The 19,008-nt window shown below is 71.3% G+C and carries 22 protein-coding genes and 1 tRNA gene; 8 read left to right on the top strand and 15 right to left on the bottom strand.

Translation table 11 applies throughout. The features are described from left to right. Window positions 1-19: 19 nt before the first annotated feature. From ABGB01_RS02130 to ABGB01_RS02155, 6 genes are read right to left on the bottom strand one after another with little or no spacing between them, the layout of a single operon-like run. Entirely contained in the window at window positions 20-826 is an 807-nt protein-coding gene (locus tag ABGB01_RS02130; protein WP_347769652.1) for a glutamate ABC transporter substrate-binding protein, read from the bottom strand. Continuing rightward, a complete protein-coding gene (locus tag ABGB01_RS02135; protein ID WP_347769654.1) occupies window positions 823-2,184 on the bottom strand; it encodes a hypothetical protein in 1,362 nt (453 codons plus the stop codon). Before ABGB01_RS02135 ends, ABGB01_RS02130 begins: the two co-directional genes overlap by 4 nt. Continuing rightward, on the bottom strand, window positions 2,181-2,831 hold the full coding sequence (locus ABGB01_RS02140) for an FHA domain-containing protein (protein WP_347769656.1): 651 nt from the start codon (window positions 2,829-2,831) through the stop codon (window positions 2,181-2,183). The genes ABGB01_RS02135 and ABGB01_RS02140 overlap by 4 nt, the downstream gene beginning before the upstream one ends. Beyond that, entirely contained in the window at window positions 2,831-4,120 is a 1,290-nt protein-coding gene (locus ABGB01_RS02145; RefSeq protein ID WP_347769658.1) for a VWA domain-containing protein, read from the bottom strand. Before ABGB01_RS02145 ends, ABGB01_RS02140 begins: the two co-directional genes overlap by 1 nt. Further along, window positions 4,113-4,970: a protein phosphatase 2C domain-containing protein gene (locus ABGB01_RS02150; protein WP_347769660.1), complete on the bottom strand. Its 858-nt coding sequence runs from the start codon at window positions 4,968-4,970 to the stop codon at window positions 4,113-4,115. The genes ABGB01_RS02145 and ABGB01_RS02150 overlap by 8 nt, the downstream gene beginning before the upstream one ends. Then, entirely contained in the window at window positions 4,967-6,901 is a 1,935-nt protein-coding gene (locus ABGB01_RS02155) for a tetratricopeptide repeat protein (RefSeq protein ID WP_347769662.1), read from the bottom strand. Before ABGB01_RS02155 ends, ABGB01_RS02150 begins: the two co-directional genes overlap by 4 nt. On the opposite strand from ABGB01_RS02155, the gene ABGB01_RS02160 reads away from it, so the two are divergent. Continuing rightward, window positions 6,888-7,085: a hypothetical protein gene (locus tag ABGB01_RS02160; RefSeq protein WP_347769664.1), complete on the top strand. Its 198-nt coding sequence runs from the start codon at window positions 6,888-6,890 to the stop codon at window positions 7,083-7,085. The genes ABGB01_RS02155 and ABGB01_RS02160 overlap by 14 nt on opposite strands. A 46-nt stretch (window positions 7,086-7,131) precedes the next feature. Here ABGB01_RS02160 and ABGB01_RS02165 read toward each other — a convergent pair whose 3' ends face one another. Beyond that, on the bottom strand, window positions 7,132-8,295 hold the full coding sequence (locus ABGB01_RS02165) for a hypothetical protein (protein ID WP_347769666.1): 1,164 nt from the start codon (window positions 8,293-8,295) through the stop codon (window positions 7,132-7,134). Between the two features lie 180 nt (window positions 8,296-8,475). On the opposite strand from ABGB01_RS02165, the gene ABGB01_RS02170 reads away from it, so the two are divergent. The 3 genes from ABGB01_RS02170 to ABGB01_RS02180 are packed head-to-tail and all read left to right on the top strand — an operon-like array spanning window position 8,476 to window position 10,436. Continuing rightward, window positions 8,476-8,634: a hypothetical protein gene (locus ABGB01_RS02170; protein WP_347620031.1), complete on the top strand. Its 159-nt coding sequence runs from the start codon at window positions 8,476-8,478 to the stop codon at window positions 8,632-8,634. A gap of 57 nt (window positions 8,635-8,691) precedes the next feature. Next, window positions 8,692-9,966, top strand: coding sequence for a hypothetical protein (locus ABGB01_RS02175; RefSeq protein ID WP_347769668.1), 1,275 nt, complete (start codon window positions 8,692-8,694; stop codon window positions 9,964-9,966). Continuing rightward, window positions 9,963-10,436 (top strand): hypothetical protein, encoded by a 474-nt coding sequence (locus tag ABGB01_RS02180; protein WP_347769670.1) that lies wholly within the window; start codon window positions 9,963-9,965, stop codon window positions 10,434-10,436. Before ABGB01_RS02175 ends, ABGB01_RS02180 begins: the two co-directional genes overlap by 4 nt. A 27-nt stretch (window positions 10,437-10,463) precedes the next feature. On the opposite strand, the gene ABGB01_RS02185 is transcribed toward ABGB01_RS02180, so the two are convergent. Beyond that, the gene (locus tag ABGB01_RS02185; protein WP_347769672.1) at window positions 10,464-10,778 is read right to left on the bottom strand and encodes a YtxH domain-containing protein; all 315 of its coding nucleotides are present in this window, start codon (window positions 10,776-10,778) and stop codon (window positions 10,464-10,466) included. 126 nt (window positions 10,779-10,904) lie between these two features. Here ABGB01_RS02185 and ABGB01_RS02190 point away from each other — a divergent pair. Beyond that, a tRNA-Asn gene (locus ABGB01_RS02190) sits at window positions 10,905-10,976 on the top strand. Between the two features lie 122 nt (window positions 10,977-11,098). On the opposite strand, the gene ABGB01_RS02195 is transcribed toward ABGB01_RS02190, so the two are convergent. Genes ABGB01_RS02195 through ABGB01_RS02205 form a run of 3 tightly spaced genes read right to left on the bottom strand, consistent with a single transcriptional unit; the run spans window position 11,099 to window position 13,026 of the window. Further along, the gene (locus ABGB01_RS02195; protein WP_347769674.1) at window positions 11,099-11,431 is read right to left on the bottom strand and encodes a hypothetical protein; all 333 of its coding nucleotides are present in this window, start codon (window positions 11,429-11,431) and stop codon (window positions 11,099-11,101) included. Window positions 11,432-11,446: 15 nt separating this feature from the next. Beyond that, entirely contained in the window at window positions 11,447-12,718 is a 1,272-nt protein-coding gene (locus ABGB01_RS02200) for a hypothetical protein (protein WP_347769676.1), read from the bottom strand. Next, complete coding sequence (locus tag ABGB01_RS02205) at window positions 12,715-13,026, bottom strand: hypothetical protein (RefSeq protein ID WP_347769678.1); 312 nt, start codon at window positions 13,024-13,026, stop codon at window positions 12,715-12,717. The genes ABGB01_RS02200 and ABGB01_RS02205 overlap by 4 nt, the downstream gene beginning before the upstream one ends. A gap of 356 nt (window positions 13,027-13,382) precedes the next feature. Between ABGB01_RS02205 and ABGB01_RS02210 the strand changes: the two genes are divergently transcribed. Together ABGB01_RS02210 and ABGB01_RS02215 are read left to right on the top strand one after the other, a co-directional pair. Then, window positions 13,383-14,501 carry a nitric oxide synthase oxygenase gene (locus ABGB01_RS02210; RefSeq protein WP_347769680.1) on the top strand — a complete coding sequence of 373 codons (1,119 nt, stop codon included), beginning with the start codon at window positions 13,383-13,385 and terminating at the stop codon, window positions 14,499-14,501. Window positions 14,502-14,540: 39 nt separating this feature from the next. Beyond that, the gene (locus ABGB01_RS02215; protein WP_347769682.1) at window positions 14,541-15,314 is read left to right on the top strand and encodes an enoyl-CoA hydratase-related protein; all 774 of its coding nucleotides are present in this window, start codon (window positions 14,541-14,543) and stop codon (window positions 15,312-15,314) included. Between the two features lie 10 nt (window positions 15,315-15,324). On the opposite strand, the gene galK is transcribed toward ABGB01_RS02215, so the two are convergent. Then, a complete protein-coding gene (gene galK, locus ABGB01_RS02220; protein WP_347769684.1) occupies window positions 15,325-16,434 on the bottom strand; it encodes a galactokinase in 1,110 nt (369 codons plus the stop codon). Between the two features lie 82 nt (window positions 16,435-16,516). Between galK and ABGB01_RS02225 the strand changes: the two genes are divergently transcribed. Beyond that, complete coding sequence (locus tag ABGB01_RS02225; RefSeq protein ID WP_347769686.1) at window positions 16,517-17,326, top strand: pyridoxal-phosphate dependent enzyme; 810 nt, start codon at window positions 16,517-16,519, stop codon at window positions 17,324-17,326. On the opposite strand, the gene ABGB01_RS02230 is transcribed toward ABGB01_RS02225, so the two are convergent. The 3 genes from ABGB01_RS02230 to ABGB01_RS02240 form a co-directional block, all read right to left on the bottom strand. Further along, window positions 17,251-17,922 (bottom strand): DUF6766 family protein, encoded by a 672-nt coding sequence (locus tag ABGB01_RS02230; RefSeq protein ID WP_347769688.1) that lies wholly within the window; start codon window positions 17,920-17,922, stop codon window positions 17,251-17,253. The two genes, ABGB01_RS02225 and ABGB01_RS02230, sit on opposite strands and share 76 nt — an antisense overlap. Before the next feature lie 79 nt (window positions 17,923-18,001). Next, on the bottom strand, window positions 18,002-18,385 hold the full coding sequence (locus ABGB01_RS02235; RefSeq protein ID WP_347769690.1) for a hypothetical protein: 384 nt from the start codon (window positions 18,383-18,385) through the stop codon (window positions 18,002-18,004). Window positions 18,386-18,435: 50 nt separating this feature from the next. Beyond that, the gene (locus tag ABGB01_RS02240; RefSeq protein WP_347769692.1) at window positions 18,436-18,981 is read right to left on the bottom strand and encodes a hypothetical protein; all 546 of its coding nucleotides are present in this window, start codon (window positions 18,979-18,981) and stop codon (window positions 18,436-18,438) included. Between the last annotated feature and the right edge of the window lie 27 nt (window positions 18,982-19,008).

Consider the following 19,008-nt stretch of genomic DNA (forward strand, 5'->3'; position numbering starts at 1 on the left):
TCCAGGAGCAGCCCTCCGGTCAGGAGCAGCCCTCGAACTGCGGCACGGCGATCGTGTCGAGGTCCAGCCCCGACGTGCCGAACCACTTCTTCAGCAGCTTCGCGGCGGTGCCGTCCTGGTACATGTCGGTGATCGCCCGGTTGACCGCCTCGCAGGCGGGCACGTCGCCCTTGGGCAGGCCGATGCCCGAGCGCTGCTCGTTGAACTGCGCGTTGGCCAGCCGCAGCCCCGAGCCGTCCTGCGCGGCCAGCCCCGCCAGGATGACGTCGTTGGTGGTGACCGCGTCCACCTGGTTGTTCTTCAGCGCCGCCAGGCACTGCCGGTAGTCGGGGAACGGCACGACCCGCGCCGCCACCTTCCGCTCCTCCACGACGCGCTGGGCCGCGTTCGCGCCCGTGACCTCGCAGATCCGGCGGCCCTCCAGGTCGCGCACGTTCTTGATCGTCTCGTCGGCCCGGGTCAGGATGTCCTGGTACGAGATGTGGTACGGCCCGGCGAACGACACCTTCGCCTTGCGGTCCTGGCTGATCGTGTACGTCGCCACCACCATGTCGGCCCGCCCGTCGACCAGCACGTCGTCGCGGGCGGCCGCCAGCGTGGGCAGGAAGGTGAACTCCTTGTCCAGCTTGCCGGCGACGTAGCGCGCCACGTCGACGTCGAAGCCCTCGAATTGGCCGTCGGGTCCGCGGAACCCGACCAGCGGCAGGTCGGGGCGTACCCCGATGACGATCTCGTCCTTGTCCAGGATCGACTCCTGGTCGCTCATGCCGCAGCCGGTCACGAGGACCGTGGCCACGGCGAGCACCACTGCCAGCGCCCGTTTCACCGGTACTCCTTGAGTCGGGGCCACACTCCGGCGATCACCAGCAGGCCGATCGCGCCGATGGCGAAGGGAAGCAGCAACCACAGGGTGTTCAGCGCGCCCTCGCCCCTGTCGATCGCGCGTTTGAAGACGCCCTGGTGCGTCTCGGCGAGTTCGAGCAGCGCCTCGTCGTAGGCGGTGAACGTGGTGGTGACCGGCCCGAGCCGTTCGGCGACCGCCTCGTTGGCCTGGCCGCCCAGCACCAGCCGGCGGAACTTCACGTCGGCGGCCTGGAAGGCGCGGTAGGCCTCCAGCGCGTCATTGCCCTGCTTGCCGAAGAGTTCGGGGCCGAGCAGCCCGAGGAAGTCCTTCGCGCCGGTGGTCACCTTGCGGTGGTAGGCGTCGAGGTTGCCCGCCTCGAAGTAGATGACCGACATCGACTTGTCGAGGTAGGTGTGCTCGTAGGTGTCGGCCCGCTCCTTGTCGAGCAGGTAGCGGCTCTGGTCGCCCTGCATGCTGTTGCTGATCGCGCGCGCCTTGGCCAGGGTCAGCACCGAGTCGAAGCCGTCCGACTTGGCGGTGCGCAGCGCATGCAGGTCCTGGCCGAGCACGCTCACCCCGGACACCAGCGCGACGGCCGTGATGAGCGTGGCGGCCATCAGCGCGGGCCCGAAGATCCGGCGAAACCGCCGGGCCAGGAAGATCTGCAGCCAGATCAGGCAGCCGATCGCGACCACCCCCGCGACCACCACCGCGCCGCGCACGAGAGGCACCGTGAACGCCTTCTCGTCGTAGGTGCGCCGGACGATCGTGCCGTTCTCCAAGGTCAGGTTGTACGCCTGCGGCAGCAGCACCTGGCGCATCAGGTCGGTGGCGTCGCGGTAGGCCCGCACCACCTCGCCCGGCGGCGGTCCCGGCGCGTGCCCGGACCGCTCGGCGAGCAGCAGCGCCTGCCCGGCGAGCCGCTCGTAGCGGCCGAGCGCGTCGAGCACCGACTGCACGGTCCGCCGCTCCGCCGGATTGTCGCCGGACAGCTCGAACGCCTTCAGCAGCGCCTGGTTGGCGACGGAACGTTGCTGCTCGTAGCGGGTGACCGCGGCCGCGCGCTCCCGGGGATAACCGTCGCCCATCACCAGGACGTTGGCCACCTGCGCGTCCATGTCGCTCAGCGCCAGGTAGAGCCCGGCGGTGGCGACGACCTGCGGGCCGGCGTCGCGGCCGATGACCCGCAGCCCGTCGCGGGCCGCCGAGCTGCCGACGGCGAGCGCCACGAACAGCAGCGCCAGCGAGGCGACGGTGATGCCGGAGATGACCCGGATGCGGCCGGGTACGCCGCGCTCCACGGGTAACGGGGCGCCCGGCCGGGTCCGCACCAGGGTCACGGCGTGCCCTCCCTGATGGTGATCACGGTCCAGGCGCCCAGGTGGACGCGGTCGCCCGGGCCGATCCTGACCGGCACGTTGACCTGGAGCGGCCTGCCGTTCACCTGGGTGCCGTTGGACGAGCCCGGATCGACCAGCATCCAGGAGCCGTCCGGCTGGGCCAGCAGCACGGCGTGCAGGTGCGAGACGCCCGGGTCCTCCGGCGGGCCGGTGAGGTCGATCTCGGGCGCCAGGTTCCTGGCCTTGCTGCGCCGCCCGATGCGGACCTGCTCGCCGTGCAGCCCGAACGAGCGTTCGGGACAGTACGGCGGGAACGCCACCGCGTCGGCGTCGGGGCCGCCCTCGGCGATGACCTTCTCGTAGTAGGTGCGGTCGGCGGCGGTGACGGCCTCCCACCGGGTCCCGGTCACGGGGAGCGGGACGGCGCCGGCGGCGCCGCTGTAGTCGTGGCCGCACACCTCGCAGAACTGTCCGGCCCGCGGCGTCTGGCAGATCGGGCAGCTCTCGGCGCCGGGGCTCTCCTGGGCCGGCGGCTGTACGGACGGCTGGGGCGCGGCGGGGGCCGGGGAGGCGCCCGCCATCTGGGTGCCGCACACGTCGCAGTAGTCGTCGGCGCCCGACGGGTGCCCTTGCGGACAGGTCGCCATCAGCTTCCTTCCCCGCGCAGGCGGCTGGTGCGGACGGAGCCGGTGTCCAGCTCGATCGTGTCCTCCTTGTCCACGTTCTTACGCAGCCGCGCCGTACCGGTGGCCGGATCGACCTCGACCACCCGGTCGAGCAGCTTGGCGGTGTTCTCGCGCCCGGACGCGCCGGCCAGGTCTCGCGCCTTGGCCAGGCGGGCCGTCGCGGTTTCGACGTCGCCCATCGCCCGGGCGCTGAGCCCGTCCTGGATGAGGTCGTGCAGCTCGGCCTGGCCGGTGTAGTGGGCGACGTTGCCGTTGATCTGGGTGGACAGGGCCAGGTCGTCGGTCCACTGGGCGAGCACGTTGCCGCTGGCCAGGACGTCCTGGGTGTCGGGGTGCACGAGCTTGACCCAGCCTGCCCTGATCTCCTGCCCGATCCGCCCGGGGGGCACCTCGACGCAGATGTGGTATTTGCGCTCCTCAGCGCCCCAGGAACCCGTCGGGTAGTCGCCGGTCAGCGGGTTGACGTCGGCGCGTTTGCCGGTGAGGTCGAGCAGCACCGGGTCGACCTGCTTGACGAACATCAGCCGGGCGGCCTGCGGCACCCACACGCGCAGCGACAGGTCGGCCACGGTCTTGCTCATCGACGCCTGCGTGAGCCGGCGGAAATACTCCGGCAGGTCCCCCTGATCGCGCACGTAGTCGAACGTGCCGAGCATCGCCTCGGCCACCTTGCGCAGCTCGGCGGGCGCCCAGTCGGCGCCGATCCCGAGGCAGTCGCACACGAACGTGCCGCTCCACGCCGACAACACCGAGGCGAACACGTCGGCGCGCTCGTTGTTCTGGCCATCTGTCATGAGCAGCGCGTGTTTGATCGCCTGAGGGCGGGTGGACAGCAGGTGCCCGGCCAGCTTCAGCCACTCGCCCATGGCGGTGCCGCCGTACGAGAGCAACCTGTCGACGGCCTTGGCGGCCTCGGCCCTGGTGGCCGGGTTCGCCTGGACCAGGCTCGGCGTTGCGCCACTCGGATAGACGACCTTGGCGCTCCCCGTGCCGGAGACCACCGCGAAGTAGACGCCGTCACGCAGGGTCTGCACCGCCGTGGCGGCGGCCTGCCTGGCCTCGCGGATCTTGGAGCCGCTCATCGAGCCCGACGTGTCCACGATGATCACTTCGGCGGCCTCCGCGGGGACGGCCTGCGTGGTGAGGCCGCCGGTCGAGCTCACCGTGAGGATGGCGTGCACCTCGCGCCCGTCAAGCGGAAGGAACTTGTTCTGGTCGATGGTCAACGTGAAAGCGGCCTGATCACTCATGTGCTTCTCCTAAGGGGATCACGACAATGGTCACGTTGTCCTGGCCGCCGGAGTCCAGCGCGTGGCGCAACATCTCGCGTGCCAGCTCACGCGGGGTGCCCGCGCGGGGGAAGGCGTAGCCCTCCAGATAGCGCCAGAGGCCGTCGCTGCAGACCAGCAGGTGTCCTGGTCGGCGCGGGGTGAGCGTTCGCACGTTGAGCCTGACGCCGACGGCGTCGGCGCCCAGCCAGGCGGTGATCTCGCCGGTCGGCACGGCGTCGTCCGTGGTCAGCGGGGTCCCGTCGGGGATCCAGTACGCGCGGCTGTCGCCCGCCCAGCCGAGCGTCACGCGGCCCGGCTCGACCACGGCGGAGACGTACGTGCAGGCGGGGGCGTCGTGCACGGAGGTGGCGAGCTTGCTCACCGCCCGCCCGGCCAGGTCGAACGCCTCCTCCGACGACAACCCCCTGGCCAGCGCGGCCGCCGCGGTCTCGACGGCGACCGCGGACGCCTCGTCGGCCCTGGGCGAGCTGCCCACGCCGTCGCAGACCACGGTCACGGTCGAGCCGCCGGCGGTCAGCAGGGCCATCGCGTCCTCGTTGCGGCTGCGGCGCAGCCCTCTGTCGGTGACGCCCGCGGCGCCGCCGACGAGCACGATCTCGGCGTGGTCCCGCTCGGTGGGCTGGCGCAGGCCGCACCGCTCGCAGTAGCCGTCGGAGTCGACCGCCGCGGCGTCGCAGAACGCGCACACCGGGGAGCCGAGCGCGTGGCCGCACGCCTCGCAGTAGACGTCGCCTTCGAGTACGGAGGCCTGGCACACCGGGCAGGCGGCGCCCGGCGTGTCGTGCTGGATGGCCTGGGGATCTGTCACACCCACGTCCTCGGTCGTACGGCGTTGGCCTGGTCGATGAGCGCGTGGCGCTCCTGGCGGGAGTCGGCGGCCCCGGCGAGCCTGCGGAAGATGGACTCGATGCGCCTGCGCAACCCCGGCCCGGTGAACGGCGCGCCCGCGAGCTGCCCGTTCGCCGGCGCCTTGTTCGTCTCCAGCCAGGTCAGCGCCGCGCCGAGCAACTCAGCGGTGAGCAGGTCCCGGCGGCGCGGATCGAGGTCGGCCTGGGCGGCCACGCGCTCGACCGCGCCCGTCAGGTCGGCGGCGGTGAGCCCGCTCAGGTCGGCCCGCCGCACCACCGACGCGGCCAGCGCCACCTGCGCCGGCACCCGGTAGAACGACGTGGCGGGCACCTCGTCGAGCACGCTCATCCGGCCCGTCCTGGCCAGCCCGAACGCCGCGCTCACGTAGGCGTGGTCGGTCCGCCAGACACACTCGTACCAGGTGGCGGCCGGCTTGCCCGCGTGTTCCAGCGCGAAGGCCAGCGCCAGCTTCGGCGCCGGCTCTCCCGGCAGCGCCGACAGGCAGGCGTCGAACATGGACACGGCCACCTGCTCCTGGCGCAGGGCCAGCACCCCGCGGTACCAGGTGGGCCGCCAGTCGCCCGGCAGCTCCGCGGCCAGCTCGTCGAGCACGTCGCGCGCCTCGTCCGCCCCGCGCTCGGCCAGCAGCCTGGCGCGCATCAGCTTCGTCTCGGGGGTCTGCGGCATCGCGGCGAGCTGGTCGACCAGCGTCGCGCTGTCACGGCCGAGCAGCCCGGCCAGCGCTCCGGCGGCCGGGTCCGCAGGATCGACCAGCGGCACGGGTAAGGCCGTCGCGACCGCCGCGGGATCGAGCGGCTCGAACACCTCGTCGTACGCGTCCGACAGCGCCGTCCCCACCGCCGTACGCTCCGGCCCGAACAACGTCGAGAGCGCCGGGTACGGCACCCCCTCCTCCATGGCGCTGATCTCCCGCAGCACCCCGACGAGCTGCTCCTCCATCTCCCACGCGCTCTGGAACCGGTCGGCGGGATCGGCGGCGGTGGCCTTGCGCAGCAGCCGGGTGAACGACGGATGCCCGCAGTCCACCGGCAGCGGGACCTCCATGTCGTCCCTGGCCGGGCTGAACCCCGGGATCGCCAGGACGGCCATGGTCCTGGCCACGGTGTAGAGGTCGGAGGCGACCGACGTCGGCCGGGTCTCCAGCTCGGGGGCGTGGTAGCCGACCGTGGCCCACGACGAGCCGGGCGGCGAGCCGATGGGCTGCACCGCGCCCAGGTCGATGAGCTTGAGCCGCTTGCCGACCCTGATCACGTTGGCCGGCTTGAGATCGCAGTAGGCCAGGCCGTGCTCGTGCAGGTAGCCGAACGCGTGCAGGATCTCCCTGCCGTACATGAGGGTCTCGCGCAGCGGCAGCGGGCCCTGGCGGCGCAGCTCGTGCAGGGACTGGCCGCCCACGTACTCCATGACGATGTAGCCGAGGCCGGCCGAACGCTGGAAGTTGAAGATCTTGACGATGTTGGGGTGGTCGACCGTGGTGAGGAACTTCCGCTCGGCCTCGGCCGCCGCCAGCGCCTCGGCGTCGTTGGTGTTGAGCAGGCCCTTGAGCACGACCCACCGGCCGTCGAGGTTCTCGTCGGAGGCGAGGTAGATCCAGCCGAGCCCGCCGTGCGCCAGGCAGCCGAGCACGCGGTACTGGCCGGCCACCAGATCGCCCTTGCCCAGCTTGGGGGTGAACGAGAACGCCGTACGGCAGTGCGGGCAGAACCCGTCCGTCAGGCCCGGCCGGCCGTTCCTGGAGCGGCCCACGGGTTTCCCGCACGCCGGGTTGGCGCAGCGCCTCTTGTTCTCCGGCACCTCGGGGTCGGCCATCACCGCCGTGGCCGGGTCGCGGTAGGGCACCGACGGCAGGTCCGCGATGGTGGCCAGCACGCCGGCCCGCGACCTGCCGCTGCTGCCCGTCGGCCCGCTCATCGACCTGCTCACCGGCTGGGTCACCACCGGAGCGGACGCGGGCCCGGAAGCGGATCCCGGCGCCGGCCCGGCAGGGGACGCTGAAGCCTGCGCCGGCGCGGCCCGCGGCGGGCTCTCGGCGGTGCCGCACAGGTCGCAGTAGCCCTCATCGATCGTTCCCGTGCAGCCGGGCTGCGCGCAGCGGGTCATCACGTACCTCCGTGGATCGCGCGCTGGTAGTTCTCGACGGCCGCCGCCGCCTTCGTCAGGTCGCAGGGGGCGTTCCACAACAGCCTGTGGGCGCGCGCGAACGACTCGAACACCGCCTGGTCCTCCGCCAGGCCCTTGCGGGCGGCCATCGCCTCGCAGGCGCCGAGGCGCCCGCGCAGCTCGTCGCGCCTGCTGATCAGGCCGTAGAGCGCCTTCGCCGTGGTCCGCGCCTGCTCGGCGGCCTTACGGGTGTCGTCTTCGAGACGGGCGAGGCGCTTGGCCCTCACCACCCAGGGGTCGGCCGAGACGTCGAGCGCGTCGAGCTCGCCGGCCAGCGCGCCGACGCGGCTGCGCGGCTGGGCCTGCGGCGGCAGGGCGATCTTGACCACGACCGCGCCGTGGGCCAGCCGGGCCTCGCTCTCGGCCGCGCGTACCAGGTCGAGAGCGGCCACCAGGTTCTCGCGCCGCGCGGCGAACTCCCGTTTCACGGTGATCGCCAGGTCGAGCTCCGCGCGGGAGGAGGCGAGCAGGCGCGTCAGCCGGTCGAGGCGCGGCTCGACGGTCGCGCCAAGCGGGTCCTCCAGCACCGCGGTCCTCAACCGCGCCAGCTCGCCCGCCTCGGCGGTCAGGCCGGCGGTCTCGCCCAGCTCGTTCTCGAGGTCGTGGATCTTGATCAGGTCGGCGTCGGCGCCGTCGAGCCGCGGCAGCACGCTGTTCCACACGGCGTCGACGTCGTTGAGCGCGGAGGTGACCTCGCGGAAAGCGGCGTCCATCCGGGTCACGGCCTCGTCGAGGGTCAGCCGCAGGTCCGCCTGGGGGATGAGGGAACGCTGCTCGACCGGCCTGGCGGCGGCCCGCAGCACGACGGAGGAGCCCGCGAGCAGCTCGGTGAGCGCCGTGAGCTGCTCGGCGCCGGGCCGGGCGCGCGAGGCCCTGATCTGCTCGGCGCGGCGCAGCACGGCGCGGTAGGCGTCGTTGAGCCGCCACAGGGCGGTCAGGGACTCCTGCGTCGCCGTCCATCGTTGTTCGGTGGTCCCACGTAAGGAGGCGCCTTTGAGCACCTGGTAGGTGGTGTGGGATTCAAGATCGAGCAGGTCCCCGGAGATCCGGTCGCGTTCGTCCGCGCGGGCACGCAGCGCATATTCCGCGGCTTCCCTGCTCATGGGCGGTCCCAGGCTCATCACGCTCCCCGTGAAGCGGGCCCCCGATGCCCCGGTGCTCCTTACCGACTCAACGCGAAGGTGATGCCGGTTGGTTCCGGGGTGGGGGGAACCCCTGACTTGCCCCTGATTCAACCCTGTGTCACCTGCAAATGACTTAAAAGATCTCGTACCGTTTCGAACATGGGACGTATTCTTCTGATCATCGCGGCGGTCGTCGCCGCGCTCGTGCTCCTCGGCCCCCTCGTGAGCTTCGCCCTCACGCTGCTCAAGTGGGGCCTGATCATCGGCGGCGTGGCGCTGGGCGTCATGTTCCTGGCGAAGTGGGCGAAGAGGGCCTGACGAGCGGCGGGTTCCCGCGCAGTAGCTTCCCGCGGGATCCCCAGGCATAGTTGGGTGATGGAGGCGCGGCCGGCGGTCGACGACGCCGCGCTCGGGCGCGAGGCAATGGCCGTGCTCGAGGCGAACTGGACAGGCACGGGCACCGTGCCCGCGCCGGGCCTCTACCCGCACCAATGGAGCTGGGACTCCGCGTTCGTCGTCATCGGCCTGGCCAGGCACCGGCCCGACCGGGCCCGCGAAGAGCTGCTCAGCCTGCTGCGCGGGCAGTGGGCGACCGGGATGGTGCCGCACATCGTCTTCCACACGCGGGAGGCGTACTTCCCGGGGCCCTCCGTCTGGCGCTCCCAGGAGCACGACGCCGCGCCGCGCGTGCTCACCTCGGGGCTCACCTCGCCGCCGCTGCAGGGACTCGCCCTGTGGTGGCTCTACCGGCACACCGGCGATGTCGCTTTCGTCAGGAAGGCGTTCCCCGCGCTGGTGGCCCAGCACGACTACCTCGCCTCGGCCCGCGACCTGGGCGGGGCCGGGCTGGCCGCGATCGTGCATCCGTGGGAGTCGGGCATGGACGACAGCCCGGCCTGGGACGACGCGCTCGCCGCCCTCCCCGTGATCAGGTACGGCTACCGCAACGTCGACATGGAGGAGCGCCACCCCGACAGCGCCCACGACCGCTACGTCTGGCTGGCCATGCGCTACCGCGACGCCGGATACAACGCCGGCTACCTGCGCGACGAGCATCCGTTCGCGATCGAGGACCCGATGTTCAACGGCATCTGGCTGGCCTCCTGCCAGGCGCTGGCGGAGCTGGCGCCGCTGGCCCGCGCCGATCCCGCGCCCCACGCCGAGCAGGCCGAGCGCATCCGGCGGGCCATGATCGAGCGCCTCTGGGACGGCTGCTTCTACGCCAGGGACCTGCGTACCGACCGGCTGATCAAGGTGTGCACGGTGGGCGGGTTCGGGCCGCTGCTCGACCCGTGGCTGCCAGGCGACCACGTGCGCGCCACCGTCGAGGTGCTGGAGTCGGCCAGGTTCATGGGAGCCACCGGCTACCCGGTGCCGAGCTGCGAGATCCGCGCCGCCCAGTTCGACCGCACCCGCTACTGGCGCGGCCCCTCCTGGGTGAACACCAACTGGCTGCTGCGCAGGGCCGCCGCCGTGCACGCGCTCGACCCGCTCGCCCGGCAGCTCACCCACGGCACCCTGCGCCTGGTGCGGCAGGCCGGCTTCCGCGAGTGCTTCGACCCCTTCGACGGCAGCGGGCGCGGGTGCCGGGACTTCTCCTGGAGCGCGGCGCTCACCCTGGATCTGCTCGCCGATACCGTTGTGGAATGAGCATTTTCCGCCGGCTGCCCGCCGACGTGCGCAGGTCCCTGACGATGGAGCCTGGAGAGCGGGTGCTGACCTTCACCCCTGCCGAGGACGGCCACGTGGTGGCCACGAACCTCGCCCTGCACCTGGCCGACGGCACGCGCCTGCCGTACGAGGAGATCGACAGGGCGTCGTGGGACGACGAAGGGGTGCGGGTGCTCACCACCGACGGCAGGTGGCACGCCGGGCGGATCGCCGAGCCGCGCATGGTGCCCGAGACGCTGCGCGAGCGCGTCAACGCGACGATCGTGGTGAACAAGCACGTCAACCTGCCGGGCAGGGGCGGCGTGCGGCTCGTGGCCCGGCGCCGGCCGGGAGGTGAGGTGCTGGGCTGGACCTTCGTCTTCGACGACGGCCTCGACCCCGAGGACCCCGGCCTGCGCGCGCAGGCCGAGCAGGCCCTGGAGGGGGTGCGGCGCAGCATGGGCGTGTGAGCCGCGGCCCCCACGCCCACGCGCCGCTCAGTAGGGGATGCCGGTCTCCTTCGCACTCCTGCCCTCGACGCCGTCGTCCGGCCAGCCGGTGCCCGTGTCGGGCTTGTGGTCGTCATGCAGGAACGGGATCCGCTGCTGCAGCGTGTCACCCACCCTCGTCCTGGCCATCCCGGCGAACTTCGACGCCTGCGCGCCGACCACCCCGGCCGCCTCCTGGAACCTGGGGTTGTCCGCGACACGCTGCGCCGTCCGCTTGATCTGCTCGTACCGCTCGCGTCCTGCCCGGCTGCCCAGCACGTAGCCGACCGCCAGTCCAACAGCGAATGTCATCCGATAACGCATTTCGCACCTCCGCTGCCTCCGGGCCTACCCCGCTTATGATGCGACACGCACTCCCAGAGTGCGCTAATCTAGTCGTGCGCACGGCGGAGGGGCCCGAAAGCCCCGATGACGTGGGCAGAAGCCCGATCCCGCGTAGCTCAACGGCAGAGCAGCCGGCTGTTAACCGGCAGGTTATTGGTTCGAGTCCAATCGCGGGAGCTTCGATAGTCACCGAAGGCCCTCTTCCTGGATCGGGAAGGGGGCCTGAGTCGTTCCTGGAACAGGCACCACCCAGGGGTCCTCGGTGGCCCGCATCTTGCTCGCGAACTCATCGCCCGGCCCTACAAGGTGTCCGGGGTCCCGTCCGGGTGCCAGGCCTGGCTCGAGACGAGCTTCCCGTGATCGTAGTTCTGATCCTCGGCAAGCTGTCCGTTCGGGTGCCACCGCAGATGTGAGCCGTGCCGGCGGCCGTGGTCGAGCCGCCACTCCGACTCGACGCTGCCGTCCGGGTAGAAGGCGCGCGCGATGCCGTGCGGGACGCCCTGGTCGAAGGTCTGCTCGGTCATGACCGTGCCGTCGGCGTAGAGCTCGCACGCGGTGCCGCTGTAGAGAGCGCCCTGATAGCGGACCCGCTGGTCCAGGTCATATTCCAGATCGTTCATCGTGATGCGCATGGTTTTTCCCGACCGTCATATTGCCCAGGGTGGTGTGAACTCGGCCAGCGGGGTGTCACCCAGGGAGGGATATCGGGTGAAGTATCCGGCGGAGTTCGGCGTGTCGTACAAGAAGTTCGTGCAGTTGGCGCAGCACGGTATGCGTTGCCGGGCGGCGATGCCCTGATAATGGTCGGACAGTAACCGATTGTCGAAATAGAGTTCGCGCAACGTCTCGGGCGTCACCGTCTCGCCGTTGCGCGTGCGATCCCAGAGGGCCCGGCTGGTCGCGGTGACCTCGGAATGTGTGCCCGGCTCGCTCCAGTGCGGGAATCCGCCCGCCGGCCAGCCCTCGTCATGCTTGAAAGGGCCGTTGGCGCGAGCCCAGCGGGCGAAGTTCTCGTAACGCTCACGAAGGAGAGGGTGCAGGTCGTCGGGCACGTGCCGCAACATGTCGTTCAGACCTTCGTACAACTTGCCTGTGCGCCGATCCATGAGCAGCGTGTACACCGGACCGGCCTTGGCTCTCGAGTAGGCGAGGTCGGTCGCCTGCTCGCGACGAGCCAGATATTCCGCTGACCTGATCGACGTCATCTCCTCCACGAATTCCCGTGTCGGTTTGCCGTTCACGGCGGTGATGAGTCCTTCGTCGTTGCGTTCGAAGCGCAGGTCTGCGGGCCTGGGCAGCGGCATGTCGCGTTCGAGCGGCCCGGACGGCTGCGGGCGGTCGATGGCCTGACGTTCTCGAGCGGAGATCGCGGTCGCACGCCCGGTTCCGGCTCGAACCACCCCACGGTTGATGCCATCGGGTGCCCGGCTCGTTCTCGACGCGATTCTGGCGATGAGCTTGCGGTAGATGTCTCCGAATTTGGCCAGGATGCTGCGGAACTGTTGATACAGGCGGTGGGCTCTGGCTCTGACCCAGGCGCGGACTTGGGGGACGGCCAGGGCGAGCGCGGCGGCGGCGGCCGCGTATGCCGCGATCCTGGCCTTCCCGTGCTGGACGAACTGCGCGGCGCTGTTGTGGATGCCGGCGGCGAGGCTGAAGTGGTCGGCGAGGCTGCTGGTCTGGGGGAGGGTGCCACCGGGGCCGCTGATGTGCTGGTCCGCGGCGGTCGCGGCGGGGCCCTGGTTGAGGGCGGCGCGGCGGGAGGCCAGAGCACCGTCGCCGGTGAGCCGGGTGTGGTGGTCCGCGAAGGCCCGCAGGGTGTCGGCTCGCAAGTAGGCCGGGGAGGGGTCGGGGATGGAGGGGAGGCCCAGGATGTTGAAGTCGGCGGCGATCGCGGGGTCGTCGGTGACGCTGGTCACAGCCGGGCCTGGACGTTGGCGCTGTTGAGCTGCTCGACAGCGAGGTTCCGCTCGGCCATGACGACCTGTCCGGCCCCGGCGACGCGCAGGCCGTCGCCGGCCGCGATGTGGTGGTGCAGCAGGTGTTCGGCCAGTTGGTTGAACGGGCCCTCGATCTCCTCGAAGGGCAGGCCGCTGCCGGCCTGCAGGCTGCCGCGCAGTGCGGCCGTCAGCTGCTCGTGTTGATCGGCCAGTGCCTGGAACTCTCGTCCGGAGGTGCGCCGGCCGTCGGCGTCGATGGCCAGGACGTCAGGATCGGGTGCGGTCACGTCACCTCCCACATCAGGTGGACACTGTACTACCGGCAAGATCCACTTTGTGAAGCGCTTGCGACCATGTTTCCTTCGGGCCCTGCCGTCGGGCACACCTGGTGCGGCCCGGGGTGCTCGCTGCGGTGTTGTTTCACGCTTTGTAGTGGGATCATCACGTATTTTCAGGTTGGCCGGACAAAGCGGGTCTCGGCGGGGAAAGATGGTGCCTCCGGTCCGGTGGACCGGAGCCGCGGGACATCATGCCGGGGGCGAGGAGAGGGCGCCCGCCACCAGGACGTGCCGCCGACCCGGAATCGGCGGGGCGATCCGACGACGGAGGAACGGGTTGCCGCGTGCCCACCTGGATCAAGTCATTGCGCCCCTTCGAAACGCCCGCCGTGCAGGCCATGAACGCCGTGCTCGGGCGAACCGCCGACCTGCGCGAGGCGGAGCGTTTCCTCAGGCTCTTCCACGCCGAGAACCCCGCCGCGGGCGGACTTAACGCACGGCTGCGGGACGTCACCAGGGAGGTGGCCCGCACCGGGACCTACACGCACACGTACGAGGAACTCGAGTTCGGCGCCCGGGTGGCCTGGCGCAACAACAACCGGTGCATCGGCCGGCTCTACTGGCGGTCCTTGCGGGTACGCGATCGCAGGCAGGTGACCACGGCCGAGGGAGTGGCCCTCGAATGCGTCGCCCACCTGCGCGAGGCGACCGGCAACGGCAAGATCAGGCCCACGATCACCGTGCTGCCCCCCGACACCCCCGCCATGCGCGGGCCGCGCGTGCTCAACGACCAGCTCATCCGGTACGCCGGCTACCGCACGCCCGGCAGCGTCGTCGGCGACCCGCGCAACGTAGGGCTGACGGAGCTGGCCCAGAGCATGGGGTGGCGTGGCGGCTCCGGCCGGTTCGACGTGCTTCCGCTGATCATCCAGCCGGGCCTCGGCGAGGCGCTGCTGTGCCACCTGCCCGGGGACGCGGTTCTGGAGGTGCCGCTGACGCACCCCGAATATCCGTGGTTCGCCGACCTCGGCCTGCGCTGGCACGCCGTTCCGGCTATTTCGGATATGTGCCTGGAGATCGGCGGCATCTGCTACCCGTGCGCGCCCTTCAACGGCTGGTACATGGGCACCGAGATCGGCGCCCGCAACCTGGCCGACGAGGACAGGTACGACCTGCTCGGGGTGACCGCCGAACGGCTCGGCCTGGACACCTCCACCGAGCGGTCGCTGTGGCGCGACCACGCCCTGGTGGAGCTGAACGTGGCGGTGCTGCACTCGTTCGAGCGGGCCGGAGTCACGATGACCGACCACCACACGGAGTCGCGCCGCTTCCTGACGCACCTGTCGAAGGAGGAGAAGGCGGGGCGCGCCTGCCCGGCCGACTGGTCGTGGATCGTGCCACCGCTCTCGGGCGCCGCCACCCCCGTCTTCCACCGCTACTACGACACCCGCGTCCTCACCCCGGCCTTCGTCCACCACCGTTAGGCTTGCCACCCACGGCTAGAACATGGTTCGGTTGGGGTCATGGCGGAACTCGTGCTCTCAACGGTCGACCAGGGCGTGCTCACGCTGACCTTCAACCGTCCCGACACCCTCAACGCGTGGACGGACGCCATGGGGCGGCGCTACTTCGACCTGCTGGCGGAGGCGGAGAAGGACCCCGCGGTCCGGGCCGTCGTGGTCACCGGCGCGGGCAAGGGGTTCTGCTCGGGCGCCGACTTCAAGACGCTCGACGCCGTCCGCGCCGGCACCTACGACGAGCGGCCCGACCCCCGGCCCCACACCTTCCCCACGACCATCGGCAAGCCGATCATCGCCGCGGTCAACGGGGCGTGCGCGGGGCTGGGCATGGTGCACGCGCTCGTCTGCGACCTCGTCATGACGGCCGAGGAGGCCAAGTGGACGACGGCCTTCGCGCGGCGCGGGCTCATCGCCGAGTACGGGCTCTCCTGGGTGCTGCCGCGCCTCGTGGGGCAGCAGCGGGCCATGGACCTGCTGCTGTCGGGCCGGGTGTTCACGGGGCGGGAGGCGTACGAGCTGGGGCTGGTCAACCGGGCGGTGCCGGGGGAGCACCTGGTGGCGCAGGCGCGGGCGTACGCGCTCGAACTGGCGGCGCACAGCTCGCCCGCGTCGATGGCGGTGATCAAACGGCAGGTCTGGCACGACTGGGAGTCGACGCTGGAGGAGTCCGCGCAAACGGCCGTCCGGGAGATGCTCGCCTCCTTCGAGCGGCCGGACTTCGCGGAGGGCGTCGCCAGTTTCCTGGAACGCCGCCCGCCGGACTTCCCCGCCCTCTGACCGCCGCCACTCAGACGCGGTGGGCGCCGCGGGCAGGGGTGGCGGGCAGGAACCGGGGGGCCTGGAAGCCGCGCTCGGCGTACGCGGCGGCCACCGACTCCTGGACGCGGTCGAGCCGATCGACCGGCACCAGGGCGATGGCCGAGCCGCCGAAGCCCCCGCCCGTCATGCGCGCGCCCCTGGCCCCGCCCTTGACCGCCGCCTCCACGGCGACGTCCAGTTCGGGTGACGACACTTCGTACTGATCCCTGAGCGAGAGGTGTGAGGCGTTCAGCAGCGCGCCGATCTCCGTGACCGCGCCCGCGCGCAGCAACCCGACCAGGGCCTCCACGCGGTGGTTCTCCGTGACGACGTGCATCGTGCGCCTGCGCTCGTCGCCCTGGAGGAGCTCGAGCGCCGCGGGCAGGTCGGTGACGTCGCGCAGCGCGGAGACGCCGAGCTTGCGTGCCGCCGACTCGCACTCGGCGCGGCGCTTGGCGTATTCGCCGCCCGCGTGCTCGTGGTGCGCCTGGGTGTCGATGATCAGCATGGCGAGGCCGTGGGAGGCCAGGTCGAGCGGGATGGTCCTGGAGGCGAGGGAGCGGCAGTCGAGGAACAGCGCGTGCCCCTCCTCGCACAGCGCCGAGGCCGCCTGGTCCATGATGCCGCAGGGCATGCCGACGAAGTCGTTCTCGGCCTTCTGCCCGAGCAGGGCGATCTCCATGGGGGTCAGGCCGAGGTCGTGCAGGTCGTTGAGCGCGGAGGCGACGGCCACCTCGAGGGCGGCGCTGGAGCTGAGGCCCGCGCCCTGGGGGACGTCGCCGTCGATCGCGATGTCCGCGCCGGAGACGCGGTCGCCGAGCATGGCGAGGACGCCCACGACGTAGCGGGTCCAGCCCGTCGACTCGTCGTGGCTCGCCATCGTGACGGGGCCGCCGTCGGCCTGGAGGGACAGCAGGCGGATGGTCCCGTCGGTGCGCGGGGTGATCGCCGCGGTGACGCCCCACGGCACCGCGAAGGGCAGGACGAAGCCGTCGTTGTAGTCGGTGTGCTCGCCGATCAGGTTGACCCGCCCGGGGGCGTGCCAGACGGTTTCGGGGGACGCGCCGTAGGCGGCACGAAAAGCTTCAACAATGCGCATTATCGAACACTCCTCAACATAGGCCCGACCGTAGACTAGCGGCATGGAGGAACTCCTGGACCCAGGGCTCGGTTAGGTCCGGGTGTTCCTGGCGCACGACGACAACAAACCGCGCAAGCTGAAGTACAACCTCGGGCATTCCCGGCTGCTGACGTTCGGCGGCGCCTACTCCAACCACATCAGGGCCGTCGCCGAGGCCGGCCGGCGGCACGGGATCGAGACCATCGGCGTCATCAGGGGCGAGGAGCACCGGCCGCTCAACCCGGCACTCGCGTACGCCGCCGCCTGCGGCATGACGCTCACCTACCTCGACCGGGCCTCCTACCGGCTCAAGCACACCGATGAGATGCAGGCCCGGCTGCGGGAGCGGTGGGGTGACGACGTGGTGATCCTGCCGGAGGGCGGGAGCAACGCCGCGGCCGTGCGCGGGTGCGCGGAGCTGCCGGGGGAGATCGCGGAGGACTACGACGTCATCTGCTGCCCGGTCGGCACCGGCGGCACGCTGGCCGGGATCTCGGCGGGGCTGCCCGAGGGGAAGCGGGCGATCGGGTTCGCGGTGCTGAAGGGGGCGGGGTTCCTCGCCGGAGAGGTGGCCAGGTTGCAGCGGGAGGCGTACGACCGTACGTGGCCGAACTGGGAGATCAACCTGGACTATCACTTCGGCGGATATGCCAAGTCGACGCCAGTCCTAGAGCGATTCATCGCGAAATATCGTGTCGAACGGATCTACGTGGCGAAAATGCTCTACGGCATCCTCGACCTGGCCCACCAGGGCGCCTTCAAGCCCGGCACCAGCGTCGTCGCCGTGGTCACCGGTCAGCCCTCCACCCCCGTTGAGGCGTGCGGCGCCCCGACCGGCTTCGACTCGGGCGAGCCGCGCTGCCGCAGGTAGATCGAGAGCACCACCATCGACAACACGGCGAGCAGTTCCGACTGCCAGTTCTGCAGGCTCCGGTTCCAGAACTCCGGCGAGGTGACGTACGCGCTCCACGAGACCGGATCGCGCAGGTCTTTCAGCCGGTCGGCGTTGTAGGCCGCCTGCCCGGCCACCGACTGGGCCAGCCACGACAGCAGGAAGACGGCGCCCATCACCAGCCCCAGCGAATTGCTGAACAACCACAACCGCGGCCCTCTGGCCCGCGCCCAGGCGGGCGAACCGGCTTCGGCGTACCGGCCGATCCGCTGCTGCTCGTCGGACTCCGCCCCCTCCTCGCCCGGCTCCTTCGACTCGGGCGAGCCGCGCTGGACGAACCAGACGGTCACCGTGATGAACAGGAAGAACTGCAGGTACTCCGACTGCCAGTTCTCGGCCACGTCGACCGCGAAGGACGACGAGGCCACGTAGTCCGGCAGGGAGACCGGCTCCGCGCCCGCGGCCATCTGCCGGTCGTTGTAGTCGAGCAGCCCCGCCACGGCCTGCCCGCACACCGCCAGCACGAACAGGACGAGGAACATCAGGGAGAGGGCGTTGTCCTTGAGCCACCTCACAGCCGCGACCATCCGATCGCGAAGAACCACGCCAGCCCCACGACGATGACGAGCGTGGTGAGCGTGAACATCACCCGCATCAGTCCTCCACCTCGCACTCGTAGGGAAGGTCGGGAACCGGCCGGCAGCCCGCGGCCCTCACCCGCCAGCCGTCGCTGAACCGGTGCAGGAAAACCGTGTCGCCGGTCAGGCGCACCTGGGCCTCCTCGCCCCACACGCTGACCGCGGTGGGCCGGCCGCCGGGACCCAACCGCACCTCGCGCAGCGCGTCGGCGCACGTCTGGCCGGGGCCGGGCAGCTTGTCGGCCGTCCTGCGGGCGAGCATGGAGCACGCGCTCGCCTCCTGCCGCCCGGCGATCGCGGCGTGGAAACGCTCCGCGGCCCGCGCGGGGGACGCGGTGTCCACGGAGCAGCCGGCGACGGCGAGGACGGCCAGCGCCGGCACGGCGAACGGGAACCTCATGCGCCTCCCGCTACCCGGCCGTACGCCGGGCATGCCGGAGCGGCCGCCCGTCAGCCCAGCTGGTCGAGCACCGGCGACACCAGGGCGTTGAGCTCGCGGGCCAGCACCACCACCGCCCGGTGGGCGCTCTGCTCGACCTCGTCGTGCGGGCCCTCGGGTTCCGGCGGCAGGTCGTCGAGCGGCACCGGCGCCTCGACCAGCAGCGTGGCCCGCAGGAACGGGATCCTGGCGAGATCCTGCTGGGTCGGCTCGACGTACTGGCCGAAGGTCTCCTGCCAGCCCAGCCATCCCCGGTCGCGCCACCAGGCCCGCGACCGGGTCAGCTCCTCCGGCAGCGGCGAGACGACCCTGACGCGCGCGTAGAGGGTGCCGTCCCAGGTGTTGCGGTGGCAGGTCGCCTCGAGGACGCGGCGGTCCCACCGTACGTAGCCGGGGGTCAGCGACGGCGGCGTGGCCAGCCGCCAGGCCGCGCACGCGAACCTGACGGGCGCGATGTCACCCCACTCGAACTCGTCGAGGTTCTTGCGCACGTGTACGGCATAGCGCCCGTCACGGTCCCTGTCGAACTCCTGGTCGATCCAGAACGCTTTGCCCATGGACTCCACGCTACGGCGCGGCCCCGC

This window comes from Nonomuraea sp. B5E05, assembly GCF_039880665.1.
GTDB lineage: Bacteria > Actinomycetota > Actinomycetes > Streptosporangiales > Streptosporangiaceae > Nonomuraea.

Coding starts and splice junctions, on each gene's coding strand:
- ABGB01_RS02145 (WP_347769658.1), bottom strand. CDS start 4,120: ATGAGTGATCAGGCCGCTTTCACGTTGACCATCGACCAGAACAAGTTC.
- ABGB01_RS02240 (WP_347769692.1), bottom strand. CDS start 18,981: ATGGGCAAAGCGTTCTGGATCGACCAGGAGTTCGACAGGGACCGTGAC.
- ABGB01_RS02180 (WP_347769670.1), top strand. CDS start 9,963: ATGAGCATTTTCCGCCGGCTGCCCGCCGACGTGCGCAGGTCCCTGACG.
- ABGB01_RS02170 (WP_347620031.1), top strand. CDS start 8,476: ATGGGACGTATTCTTCTGATCATCGCGGCGGTCGTCGCCGCGCTCGTG.
- ABGB01_RS02140 (WP_347769656.1), bottom strand. CDS start 2,831: ATGGCGACCTGTCCGCAAGGGCACCCGTCGGGCGCCGACGACTACTGC.
- ABGB01_RS02175 (WP_347769668.1), top strand. CDS start 8,692: ATGGAGGCGCGGCCGGCGGTCGACGACGCCGCGCTCGGGCGCGAGGCA.
- ABGB01_RS02160 (WP_347769664.1), top strand. CDS start 6,888: ATGGTGGCCAGCACGCCGGCCCGCGACCTGCCGCTGCTGCCCGTCGGC.
- galK (WP_347769684.1), bottom strand. CDS start 16,434: ATGCGCATTGTTGAAGCTTTTCGTGCCGCCTACGGCGCGTCCCCCGAA.
- ABGB01_RS02235 (WP_347769690.1), bottom strand. CDS start 18,385: ATGAGGTTCCCGTTCGCCGTGCCGGCGCTGGCCGTCCTCGCCGTCGCC.
- ABGB01_RS02195 (WP_347769674.1), bottom strand. CDS start 11,431: ATGCGCATCACGATGAACGATCTGGAATATGACCTGGACCAGCGGGTC.
- ABGB01_RS02185 (WP_347769672.1), bottom strand. CDS start 10,778: ATGCGTTATCGGATGACATTCGCTGTTGGACTGGCGGTCGGCTACGTG.
- ABGB01_RS02215 (WP_347769682.1), top strand. CDS start 14,541: ATGGCGGAACTCGTGCTCTCAACGGTCGACCAGGGCGTGCTCACGCTG.
- ABGB01_RS02165 (WP_347769666.1), bottom strand. CDS start 8,295: ATGAGCAGGGAAGCCGCGGAATATGCGCTGCGTGCCCGCGCGGACGAA.